The organism is Planococcus sp. S3-L1, from assembly GCF_030063085.1.
Lineage (GTDB): Bacteria > Bacillota > Bacilli > Bacillales_A > Planococcaceae > Planococcus > Planococcus kocurii.
The window spans coordinates 1-12717 of sequence record NZ_JASISN010000034.1; the positions used below are offsets into that span (position 1 = coordinate 1).

At 39.0% G+C, this 12717-nt stretch carries 9 protein-coding genes and 1 pseudogene; 9 read left to right on the forward strand and 1 reads right to left on the reverse strand.

Translation table 11 applies throughout. The features are described 5' to 3' along the window. Positions 1 to 740: 740 nt before the first annotated feature. The 9 genes from QMF37_RS17745 (at position 741) to QMF37_RS17785 (ending at position 12061) form a co-directional block, all read left to right on the forward strand. Positions 741 to 1307 (forward strand): GNAT family N-acetyltransferase, encoded by a 567-nt coding sequence (locus QMF37_RS17745; RefSeq protein WP_078080387.1) that lies wholly within the window; start codon positions 741 to 743, stop codon positions 1305 to 1307. A 199-nt stretch (positions 1308 to 1506) separates the two neighbouring features. Next, on the forward strand, positions 1507 to 2280 hold the full coding sequence (locus QMF37_RS17750; RefSeq protein ID WP_058385396.1) for an SDR family NAD(P)-dependent oxidoreductase: 774 nt from the start codon (positions 1507 to 1509) through the stop codon (positions 2278 to 2280). A gap of 77 nt (positions 2281 to 2357) precedes the next feature. After that, positions 2358 to 3101: a WbqC family protein gene (locus tag QMF37_RS17755; protein ID WP_058385395.1), complete on the forward strand. Its 744-nt coding sequence runs from the start codon at positions 2358 to 2360 to the stop codon at positions 3099 to 3101. Positions 3102 to 3138: 37 nt separating this feature from the next. Continuing rightward, complete coding sequence (locus QMF37_RS17760) at positions 3139 to 4113, forward strand: glycosyltransferase family 2 protein (protein WP_058385394.1); 975 nt, start codon at positions 3139 to 3141, stop codon at positions 4111 to 4113. 304 nt (positions 4114 to 4417) lie between these two features. Further along, complete coding sequence (locus tag QMF37_RS17765) at positions 4418 to 5782, forward strand: murein hydrolase activator EnvC family protein (protein ID WP_283479057.1); 1365 nt, start codon at positions 4418 to 4420, stop codon at positions 5780 to 5782. A gap of 469 nt (positions 5783 to 6251) precedes the next feature. Then, entirely contained in the window at positions 6252 to 7799 is a 1548-nt protein-coding gene (locus QMF37_RS17770) for an AbgT family transporter (RefSeq protein WP_078080391.1), read from the forward strand. A gap of 18 nt (positions 7800 to 7817) precedes the next feature. Continuing rightward, a complete protein-coding gene (locus QMF37_RS17775; protein ID WP_078080392.1) occupies positions 7818 to 8999 on the forward strand; it encodes a metal-dependent hydrolase family protein in 1182 nt (393 codons plus the stop codon). Then, positions 8989 to 10206 carry a M20 metallopeptidase family protein gene (locus tag QMF37_RS17780; RefSeq protein WP_283479058.1) on the forward strand — a complete coding sequence of 406 codons (1218 nt, stop codon included), beginning with the start codon at positions 8989 to 8991 and terminating at the stop codon, positions 10204 to 10206. Before QMF37_RS17775 ends, QMF37_RS17780 begins: the two co-directional genes overlap by 11 nt. Before the next feature lie 133 nt (positions 10207 to 10339). After that, entirely contained in the window at positions 10340 to 12061 is a 1722-nt protein-coding gene (locus QMF37_RS17785; RefSeq protein ID WP_283479059.1) for a helix-turn-helix domain-containing protein, read from the forward strand. Positions 12062 to 12598: 537 nt separating this feature from the next. On the opposite strand, the pseudogene QMF37_RS17790 reads toward QMF37_RS17785, so the two are convergent. Further along, a pseudogene (locus QMF37_RS17790) lies at positions 12599 to 12717 on the reverse strand (IS30 family transposase); the annotation flags it as partial.

Genomic DNA, 12717 nt, shown 5'->3' on the forward strand with positions numbered 1-12717 from the left:
AAATCGCTGGCGGTTAGTTTTCTCTTACGTTGAATAAATCCCGTTTCTTTGGCTAGGGCGTCGACCTTTTCTGGTTCCAGGAATGCAAATAGTGCATCTAGGTAGCTGAGCGTAGTTGGAGCTGTCATAGAAAAAACTCCTCTCGTTGATGGGTATTCTTCCATACCATCTTTCGAGAGAAGTTAGTCCTTTTTCTTAAGTTGACAGCTATGGGCTGAAGCTGAGCCCACCGAAAAGCGAAGTGGCCAGCCTAGTTGGAGGTTATACATCACGATTCAGTTTAATAAGACTTTGTCTACAGTCTGAGATCCCATGTGAAAGCATGGGATCTTTTTTTTGATGTAAATCCCTCCCAAATAAATTTATTAGATAAAAATTAAAACTATATTTTCTAAAGTATGCATACTTTGATTGGTCAAAAAATTAAATTAAAATAAAAATAAAAAAATATGTCTAAATTTTCAGTAAACATGGTATTATTGAACTGGGTATAATATTTTACTACTAGTTTTTCGGAACAGAAGTAATGGTTAATTTTTCGCATAAATGAAAAGTTATATAAAATCGTGAAAATACACCAATTGAATTCATTTTGTCATTAACTTGTGAGTTAATGACAAAACGGACGCGTTACATCTTATTAAAAGTGTTTCTCGGAAGATGACGATTACTAACCTGGATACTCAAGCAAGTATAGAAGGACTAAGAGAGAAAAAACTATAAAGAAAGAAGATGAGAAGATGAATGTTAAAGGGAAGAAAGTGACTTTACGAGCATTAGAAAGAGCAGATATGGAAGAGTTGCGTAGTTATTATAATGATCCAGAAGTAGCCCACCTTCTCGGAGGATGGACAATTCCAATTTCTTCTGAACAACAAAATCGATGGTTCGACCGCTTAGAATTTGATAATCGAAATCTACGTTTGGCGATTGAGACAGAAGAAGATGGCTTTATCGGCATTTCAAATATTTTAAATATTGATTATAGAAATCGTTCAGCCCATCACGGAATTTTAATAGGAAAAAAGAACATGCGTGGACACGGTTATGGGCGTGATACGGTTATGACTACCATGAAATATGCATTTGAAGAACTGCAACTACATCGTTTAGAAGGAGATATCCTTGAACATAATGTTCCTTCTTCCAATTTGTTTCTAAAAAAATGTGGCTGGGTTGAAGAAGGTAGAAAACGGGATTATGCATACCGCAACAACCGCTATTATGACCAGGTAATCGTCAGTATCTTAAAGAAAGAATATGATCACTTATGTTTGGAACATGGTTATTGGAAGGCAGACAGTTAACTTTTTTGAGAATTGTATTGTTGATAAACAAACCTCGGCTTATGAGATGAAGTCATAAAACTCGATCAAGCTGTTGTGTGATAACAGTTAATCGGGTTTTTGAGGATTTTTTAAGTAAGCGGATATAAAATTATCAATCCAACGAAAGTTACTTATTTTAAAGGCTTAAATCACAGCTTTTATTTTGGAGGGTGAAGAAATGACTGATAGATTGAAAGGGAAAATTGCAGTAATTACAGGTGCAGCTGGAGACTTAGGTGCAGCTGCTGCAGAAATTTTTCTGAAAGAAGGCGCTAAAGTTGTGCTAATCGATCGGGACCAACAAAAACTTACAGAGTCCAGAGAATACCTTTCGCAATTTGGTGAACTATTTAGCATCATAGCTGATGTGACTTCAGAAAAAGAAGTTGCAGACTATGTTGATGAAGTCGTGAAGCGATGGGGAAGAATTGATGTTTTTTTGAATAACGCAGGCATTTTAGGAAGAGTTGCACCTTTAGTAGAACAATCTGTTAAAGATTTTGATTTGATTATGAATATCAATGTGAAAGGTGTTTTCCTCGGATTGAAAAAAGTACTACCTATCATGATTGAGCAAAAAAGTGGCAGTATCATTAATACTTCTTCTGTTTCCGGTTTAATGGGAAGTGGTGGGAATTCGCTTTACGCGGCTTCAAAGCATGCAGTAGTCGGATTGACTAAAACAGCAGCTTTAGAAGCAGGTCACCAATCAGTCAGAGTAAATTCAATTCACCCAGCACCTCTAGACTCCACAATGATGAGGAAAAACGAAGAAGGCATTAACAGCGACAATCCATCAGAAGTCCGGGAAAGAATTTCATCCCGTATCCCTTTAGGAAGATATGGGTCCACGTCAGAAGTGGCAAAACTTCTTCTATTCCTGGCAAGTGATGATTCGGAGTTTATAACAGGTAGCCAATACCGTATTGATGGGGGCATGGGAGCGCGTTAATCAACATGACAAGATGTAAAATTCTAGAAAAAAAACGAGGCGGCTTTTTTCGGCGTTAAAATAAAGGGGATGAGGTTATGAAACTAGGCATTATGCAACCGTACTTTTTCCCGTACATCGGATACTGGCAATTGATTAAAACTGTTGACACCTATGTGATTTATGATGATGTGAATTATAAGAAAAAAGGGTGGATCAATCGAAACATTATTTTAGTGAATGGAGAAGAAATGGCTATCTCGTTAAAAATAACTAAAGTAAGCCAAAATAAACGAATTAATGAAATTGAAATTGAAAATGACGTTATTTATAACAAAAAATTGCTGAAAACGATCAAAGAAACCTATAGTAAGGCTCCTTATTTTCATGAAGTTTTCAACTTGATAGAAAATGTTATCAACCAAAAAGAGACGAATTTGGCTAAATACCTTACAAATTCGATTCAAGAGATTTGCAAATACTTAAATATTCAGACAACTATTTTGCTTTCTTCTGACTTGAAAAAAAATGAGGTGCTTAAAGGTCAAGATAAAATATTAGAGATTTGCGAACTGCTTTCAGCAAAAGAATATGTTAACGCTTATGGAGGTCTATCCCTTTATTCTTCAATGGACTTTGAATCGAAGGGCGTTAAATTAAAGCTCATCAAAACAAACGATATTGCTTATCCACAAAAAGAGTTAGCGAACTTTGTTCCTAATTTATCCATTATTGATGTGATGATGTTCAATAGTCCTGTGAAAATTAGCGCTATGTTGGATGATTTCACAGTGATTAAAGATTTCGCCCCTCAAATTCATTCCGTGAGCATCAGCGATTAGTTTGAGAAAGGCAAGGAAAGTTAGGAGGTCAGCCGCAATGAGAAAAGATATTCTAGTAAGTGTCGATTGCCTGGCTTATAACCATGAAAATTATATAGCACAAACGATTGAGGGATTTTTAATGCAAAAAACGAATTTCGACTTTGAAATTCTCATTCACGATGATGCTTCAGTAGACAACACGGCTAAAATCATTAAGAAATATGAACAAGATTTTCCGAATCTGATAAAACCTATTTACCAAAAAGAAAATCAGTTTTCTCAAGGTGCAACGATGCTTCAAATAAATCAACGCCGAGCAAATGGCAAGTATATCGCTATTTGCGAAGGTGATGACTACTGGACTGATCCTTACAAATTACAAAAACAAGTTGATTATTTAGAAGCAAATACTGAGTGTGTGTTGAGTGTTCATTCTGCTTTTAAAATTTCCGATACCTGCAAACGAGTAGTGGGGAAAGTGAGGCCAAGTCGTAGAGATCGAATATTTTCGATTAACGAAATTATTGAAGGTGGTGGCGAACTTTTTCCAACGAATGCGATGGTTTACCGGCGTGAAGTGGCCGATTATGTACCCGCTTTTTATTTTGATGCGGGTTTTGGCGACTATCCTCTAACCATTCACCTAGCACACCATGGTCAAGTGCATTATACAGACCAAACCATGGCTGTTTACCGAGTAGACGTAAAAGGCGCCTGGTCTGAAAGTGCGATGTCCACTGTGATGAAGGAAGTTCGTCGAAATGAAGAAGTAGCAAGTTTGTTAGATGCAATAAACGGCGATACAGATTTTCAATACAACGAAACGATTGTCCAGACAAAAAAGAAAAATATGTTCTATTTGTTGCTGAGACAACAGGAATTCAAGAAAGCCTTCGGTAGAGAGTATGCAGCATTTTATTTGCGTAAAGAATTTATAACAAGAATATATAAAAAAGTTTCAAAAACCATGCACTATTCAAAGAACACTGCGTTTCATTGGTCAAGAAAATCAAAAAAATTGCCTTTTTAGCCTGTACAAAAAAAGCATTTTCACGCGGATAAATCAGTAGTAAAGGCATATCTCATAAAAAAGCAACTAGTGATGTTTCACTAGTTGCTTTTTGGATTGTTTATACACGCTAACCACTGTTGAATTCCACATCTTTATAAGATTTAAGCGCATGAGAAGAAAAGAGTAGCTTTAAGATTCAGCAAAGATAAGAATGGCAACTATTTTTTTGATTTTAATAGATTCTCCATAAGTTTCCTGTATTATATAATAAAAGGCTTAAATTGCTTAGCTTAAAATGAGTAATTGGAAGGGGAACAAAAAATTGAGTCTGAAATCAAAGTGGATCGTAACCGGTCTAGTATCTGCACTGGCGATTACGCTGTGCTTGCCGACAACTGATGCAAGTCCGTTGAGTGAACTTGAAAAAAAACAGCAAGATACTGAGCAAAAAAAGAGTGAATTAAATTCGGGTATTCAAAAAAAATCCAATGAAATTAACGAAAACCAAACAAAGTTAACTGGAATTATGATGGAAATCACAGAATTAGACAATAAAATCACAGAAGTTGAATTTAAAATAGCTGATGTACAAGAAAAAATAGACCAAACCCAAAATGAAATTGATGTGCTGAAAAAATCAATTGCAGAATTGGAAAAGAAAATTGCAGAACGAGATAAACTGTTACAAGAACGTGCTCGTGCAATTCAGTTAAGTGGCGGCTCGGTAGATTATATAGATGTTTTGCTAGGAGCTCATAGTTTTATTGATTTTATCGATCGCATCTCTGCTGTAAATACGTTACTAGAAGCAGACCGAGAAATCATGCTTCAGCAAACAGCAGATAAAACGCTTTTGTCTAAACAACAAACGATTGTGGAAACGAAGGTGACTCAACAAAGAGAGCTTCAAAAAGAGCTTCTGGCATTGAATCATTCACTTGCTGATCAAAAGAATAAACAAAATGGACTTGCAAAAGAGGTAACAGCAGAACAGAAACGGTTGGCAGCAGCAAAGTTGAAGCTTGAAGATCAATTCGAAGAAGAAATAGAAATTAGTGCCGAATTAGAGCAACAAATCGCTGATGAACAAGCTCGACTCGCCGAGTTGGCAAGAAAAGCTGAAGAAGAGCATAAGCGGAAGTTAGCAGCTGAGCAAAAACGACAGCGAAAAGCTGAAGAAGCTCGTATAGCTGCAGAGCGTAAAGCAGCAAAAGACTCAGGAAACAAGATTTCGGGCGCATCCAGTCCTGTAGCAACACTGCCGGTAACTCCAGTTGTGGGGTCTCCTTTTATTAGCCCAGCAGACGGTCGTCATACATCAGGATTTGGCGGACGCGATATTGGAGATGGAGCTGAAACACATTTAGGATACGATATTGCCAATGAAACTGGCACGCCTATAGTGGCCGCAGCAACAGGATATGTCTCTTACTCCGGAGTAATGGGTGGCTATGGAAAAGTTGTGATTCTTACACACTCAATCGAAGGACAAACCTATGCAACCGTTTATGGTCATATGAGTTCAATGAATGTTTCAACTGGTCAAGCCGTGTCCCAAGGAGAAAAAATTGGAGGAATGGGCAGCACCGGTCGTTCTACAGGAACCCATGTACACTTTGAGGTTCATGTGGGAACTTGGAACGGTTCACGTTCTAATGCTGTAGATCCATCTCTCTATATAAGATAAGCTTTCTAAAACGGATAAATAGTTGAAGGGGCTGTCCCAGAAGGTCATGAACAATGACTTTCTGGGACAGCCCTTTTTGCATGCGACAGAACAAGCAGAGGTCGATTGCAACGGCCGCTTTCCATGGCAGGCGCAAAATGGATGCAGCAAGTGGGTTCATGACGATCAGGGACAATCGGTCGTTTCAAAGAAATTACCTTCGGCACCTTGAAAACTGCACATCGAGTTCGGGATTCTCAGTCTGTTTTATGTTAGAAACTTACAGGGCAGTCCATTTTATGCATAAACTATTTTACCGTTGTGATTTTCGATTACGTTTAGTTCCGTTTACCGATTCAGCTCTTATAAAACCAATCATTATTTGTGACTATCCACAAATAATAATTCAATAGTTCGTATGTAAATCTATATAGTAATCGCGAGAAAATCAATAGTATTTTAACTATTCTAACTACTGGAGGGTGAGAAGATGAACAAAACTGCAGAATCAACCGCTAAGCTTCAAAAAAGTGAAAAACCAAGCTTTTTTCAAAAGATGCTAACGAAAGTAGAAGTGTACGGCAATAAGATGCCGGATCCCGTCACTCTTTTCGCTAGTTTTACACTCATTATCTTAGTAGCATCTGCTATTTTTTCGTCACTAGGAATTACATCTACGCATCCAGGTACCGGTGAAGAAATTCAAGTTGTCAATATGTTGAATGGTGATGGTATTCGTACAATTTTTGAAACACTAGTACCAAACTTTACCGGTTTTCCGCCACTCGGTTTGGTGTTAGTGGTCATGTTAGGCGTAGGTCTTGCAGAATCGACAGGACTTGTTACGACGTTCATGAAAACAACGATTTTGAACGCTCCGGCTAAAGTGATTTTGCCAACGATTCTTTTAATTGCCGTTTTGGGAAATACAGCTGCTGATGCCGCTCAAGTTGTGCTACCTCCAATTGCCGCTATGATTTTTGCAGCACTTGGCCGCAATCCAATCGCTGGTCTGGTCGCGGGTTATGCAACCGTTACCGGCGCTTTTAGTGCTAATTTAATCGTCAGCATGCTCGATCCACTATTATCTGGATTTACACAAGCAGGAGCAAATTTAATTGATCCTAGTTATGTTGCGAACCCGGCAATCAATTGGTATTTTATGATTGCCTCGACCTTTGTTATCATTCCTGTATCTATGTTTGTAACGACCAAAATTACAGAGCCACGACTTGGGGTATATACAGGAAAAGTCGATAAGTTAGAAAAAACAACTACTGCAGAAAAACGTGGTTTGTTGTGGGCTGGTATTGCGCTTGCACTGTATGCAGTTGTGATCTTGCTTTTAGTACTTCCAGAAAACGGTATTTTGCGTAATCAAGAAACCGGCGGCATTATTGTTTCGCCATTTATGACAGGGATTGTACCCATTATGCTTTTCGGATTTTTACTCCCTGCCCTAGCCTATGGTTTCGGATCGAAAGTACTGAAAAATGATAAAGACGTTGCTGAGCACCTAACAAAGGCCATGTCTGGAATGGGTGGTTATATTGTTCTGGCTTTCGTAGCTGCTCAAATGATTGCGTTTTTTGGTATGAGCAATTTGGGACCCATCATTGCGATTGAAGGTGCAGGTTTCTTGAAGGGCATTGGCTTTGAAGGTCTACCATTGATTCTTGGATTTATTATGATCGCAGCACTAATTAATTTACTAATTGCTAGTGCTTCTGCTAAGTGGGCATTACTTGCACCGATATTTGTTCCCATGTTCATGATGCTTGGCTACGATCCTGCAGTCACTCAAGTGGCCTATCGCATTGCCGATTCGATCACGAATCCAATCACGCCTATGCTTGCATACTTTGCAATTTTATTGACGTTTGCAAAAAAATACGATAAGAATATTGGGATTGGTACCTTACTTGCAGCCTTGTTGCCATATTCAATAGCCTTTGCGATTTTCTGGCTAATTTTATTCACTGTGTGGTTCTTACTCGGTTTGCCGCTCGGTCCTGGAGGAAATATTTATTTACCGTAAACTAAAGGAGGAATTTCAATGTCTTTGAAGATAAAAAATGTCACGATTTACACAGGTAGAGGTGACAAGCTCATTCAATCAGCTATCATTGTTGAAGCAAATAAAATTATAGCGGTTGGAGAAGAAGCCATTGATAAAGAAGCTGAAACCGTAATCGATGGTCAAGGGAAAACCATTTTACCTGGATTCTTTGATATGCATATTCATCTTGGCATGGACGGAATAGCTGACCCATTTTCTCAAATTGCCACTGATAGTCAGGCGACTTCTGCGTATCGTCATCAAGCTAACGGAAAAAAACAGTTACAATCAGGCGTGACCAGCGTCCGCAATTTAGGATCTAAATGGCACATTGATTTGGCCTACCGGGATGCCGTAAATAACGGAATTGTTACAGGGCCTACTGTTTATGGCTCTGGTCAACCTATTGTCATGACAGGTGGCCACGGATATCCACTCGCTTCTGAGGCTGATGGGGAAGACGAAGTCCGTAAAATGGCACGCCAAACTTTGAAACAGGGTGCCGATGTATTAAAGTTAATGGCAACTGGAGGTGTCATGACACCTGGAGTCGATCCAGGTTCTCCACAGCTATCGGAAAGCGAAATGAGGGCAGCGGTTGAAGAAGCGCTACATGCTGGTAAGACAACGGCTTCGCATGCTCAGGGGACTATTGGCATTCAAAATGCTGTGCGTGCGGGAATTACGACGATTGAGCATGGTATTTTTCTTGATGATGAAACGATTGAACTAATGATTAAACACAATACCGTATTAGTTCCCACTCTTGCAGCACCTTATTATATTGTGCAAAATGCAGATTCAGGAGCGATTCCACCACACGCTGTCAAAAAAGCTAGGTACTGTTACGAAGTTCACAAAGAAAGTTTTCGAAAAGCTGTAGCTGCTGGCGTGAAAATTGCTGCGGGCACAGACGCTGGTACACCGTTTAACTTGCACGGTGACTTTGCTAAAGAACTTGAGTTGATGCATGAAGGTGGGATGTCTATTCGTGACATTATTACTGCTGCAACTTTTTCTGCCGCTTCCGTTCTCACTGTTCAAAACGAAACGGGATCATTGGAGAAAGACAAAACAGCCGATTTTATTATCCTGTCTGAAGACCCAGAAGATAAGCTTTCTGCTTTTCGTGCAGTCGAAACCGTATATCAAGGAGGAGAAGTTGTCCATGTCTACTAATATTCAGAAAACGTCTATACAACATGAAAAAATCCAAAAGTTAGCAGGTCGATTAGAAAATCTATATTCTGAAATGGTTAGTATCCGTCGTCATCTTCATCAATATCCTGAACTTTCTCATCAAGAAGTCGAAACACCTAAATACATTGCTGAGTACTACCGAACTTTAGGATTAGAAGTCAGAACCGGTGTTGGCGGGCGAGGTGTAGTCGCTAAATTCAATGGTGCTCATGCGCAAAAAACCATTGCTTTCCGTGCAGATTTTGATGCTTTGCCGATTCAAGATCAAAAAGATGTCGCTTACAAGTCGACAATTCCTGGTGTTATGCATGCTTGTGGTCACGATGGTCATACAGCGGCATTAATGGTTTTTGCTAAAAGCTTAGTTGAAAATCCTGAGCAAGTGAACAACAATGTCGTCTTTATCCATCAATTTGGTGAAGAAGAATACCCAGGAGGTGCACAAGCGATGATCGCAGATGGTTGCCTTGAAGGCGTTGACGCAGTATATGGGTGCCACCTTCAAAGTACGATGCCTTCAGGAACCATGTACTACAAAGAAGGATTTATCCAAGCTGCGGTTGATACCTTTGTCATTACCGTTAACGGCAAAGGTGGACACGGTGCTATACCGCAAGAAACAATCGATCCCATTGTCACAGCGTCACACATTGTTACAGCACTTCAGTCGGTCGTCAGCCGTAATACAAATCCTTTAAAGCAACTCGTTATTTCTGTCGGCTCTATTAACAGCGGCCAAGCCAATAATGTCATTCCTACTACAGCGGTCATGACCGGGACGATCCGTTCTTATGAACCGGAAATACGCGCTCTCGCTACTGAAAGATTAACAATAATCGCAAATCAAGTGGCAAAAGCATTTGGGGCTGAAGCCGATACCGCAATTGAAAAAGGTTATGATGCTTTGTGGAATCATTCTGAGGAAACCCAATTAGCCAAACGTGCAATGGAGGGAATTCTTGGGGCTGAAGCGGTGATCGAAACCCCATCAGTCATGCCCGGTGAAGACTTTTGCTACTATACACAACATAGACCGGGTTCTTTTATTTTCGCGGGCGCTCAATTAGCAGAAGACGACAGAGTGTATCCACATCATCACGCTCGGTTTGATTTTGACGAAACGGCAATGCTCCATACAGCCAAATCATTTGCTGCGATTTTATTTGAATATGAGCTTGTAAAATAAACTTTGTAACGGTCCCATAAGCCTCTAATCTAAAACAGACAGGGAAAAAGAGTTTCTTTTTCCCTGTCTGTTTTTTCTTGTCATCGTGATAAGCTAGAATTCACTACATAACTAGAGAAAGTAGAGGATTGCTATGAACCAGATACCTGAAAAAAACTTTTCTCCTTCCCAGATGGAAGCGCTTATTAAAGTGGCGGAAGCAGTTAATTCTACATTAAATATGAATGAATTGTTTCAGTTAACTCTAAAAGAAGCGATCAAAGCAATTCCGGATGCTGATGGAGGCGTGCTCTTTTTGTACGATGAAAGCATACAGAAACTTGTCTGTTTATCATATGTCAATTTCACAAGTGATGTAGAAGGTATTTGCTTAGATTCACATGAATCGTTTACTGGAAAATGTTTTTCTACGCGAGAACCCGTTTTAATCACTTCTGCTTCTCAACTTGCAGGCGGAACGAAATCAATGAGTGATCAGAATAAAGCACTGCTTGCAGCTTCAATTGCTCAACATACAGGTCCTTATGCTTACCGGGCTATGTGTGTTCCTTTAATTACAGAAAATGATGCGTGCATCGGTGTCATTACGCTGAATGGGTTTGCAGAACATGGAACTTTTACAGAAAAAGATTTACGTTTACTTCAGGCAATTGCAGGTCAAGCAGCCATTGCACTTGCCAAAGCTCGTCTGCACGAAGATGTAAAAAAGAAAAATGAACAATTCGAGCAAATTATCCAGTATCAGCAAAAACTTCTCATAAAAATGAGTGATGGTGTCGGTTTGATGCAAATGCTCGAACAATTAGCAGATCAAATTCAGAAACCTTTATCAATATTGACAATTTATGGTGAAGATTTGCAAATGGGAGACCAAGAAAAACACACTCATAAACATGAATTCCTCATACAAAGTGGACGTTTCTTGTTGGGCAAATTGCTAGTAGCTACCAAACAGAATGAACAACTTTCCGATTCAGAGGTGTACTTTATTCAGCAAAGTATTCTGTATCTCACTCTCGAAATTAACCGGAACGCTGCACTCCGTGAAGTGGAACACCGCTTTAAATCTGAATTAATGGAAGACCTTTTAAAAGGAATGTTAAGTGATACGTTTATCAAAAGAGCTAAAGATTTAGGGTTAGATACGCGTTTCCGATTTTTGCCAGTCGCTGCAGAAGCCATAATGGAAGAGGATAGTAACACACTTGCAGCACTTATGGCTAGAAGAGAAATCGCTCATTTGTTTCAGATGGAAGTAAACCAACGTTTTCCAGGAAGTTTAATCGTTTCAAAAGAGCAGTCTTTTATTTTTTTGTTGTCAATCAAGGACAAAGCCACAAAACATGACTTATTGGAAAAAGTTAAGCGCATGGCAAAAGATTTGCAAGTGGCTATTTCGCATCAACAGCTAGATGCTACTGTCAAGTTGGCTGTTGGACCGTGCGTTTCGCAAATCGATCGTTTGCCGGATTCCATAGAAGACTCTTTGAAAGTATTAACGTTTATGCGCTCTTCTCGAGTTAAAGATAAAGTAATGGACAACCAATCACTTGGTTTCGAGCGACTTCTCGTATCTAATAAAGACAAGGATATTGAAGCATTTATTATTTCGACATTGGGACCGGTCATCGACTATGATCGGAAAAAAAGTGCAGAGCTTTTAAAAACGCTAATAGCCTATACACAATTTATTCAATTTCCAGGTCAAGCAGCAAAAGAATTGCATATTCATTTGAATACGCTGCATTATCGATTAAAAAGGATTTCAGAACTATTAAATACAGATTTACAAAATCCCGATGAGTTATTAAATATCCAGCTTGCCTGTAAGCTTTTGAGAAATTCTAAGACTTAGTAAGCAGTAGTACTGCCATCATTCAAACTATTTCTTGACTAGCATTATTTTTTGATAAAAACTTGACGGTATCCAATTTAACGAATGTAAGAAGAGTGGAGAAGATGGAGAACTAAATAGATTTTAGACTGGCAACCATAGCAGACTTGGAGTCTATAGTAAAAATGTTGGCTGTTGATACTTTAGGGTATTAAAGAGAACGAGATGAATCATCACTTTCAGCTAGGCCATATTTGATATATCAAAGGGTCCAAAAAGCTAAGTTAAAGTTCAACGGCAGTTGTTATGCAGGTGGACAGAGTGAGGGGTGTTTTCTAGAGGGAAAATTATTAGCAATATCTTTTGGACGGTGGAATGGTAGTGATTGAACTAAAAAATCGATGGAATAGATTGTGGATGCAAATGATACTGTCAAGAAAGCATCAAGAGAAAAAAGAAATTAGCTAACTAATCGAAAAAAGAGCCAAACACAAACGGATTCGGCCCGGTTGTTCTTTTCTCTTTTTTTTCGCTTCTATTTTTAAAATTATCCGTTTGTCAATTTAAGCTAGACAGACCCATTCCATTCAGGTGACTCAAAAATGCCTCCAAGGGTGTGCGATAATCCAGCGACTTCCGTGGGATGTTATTCCGTTTGTCAGCCACTGAGGAAATGA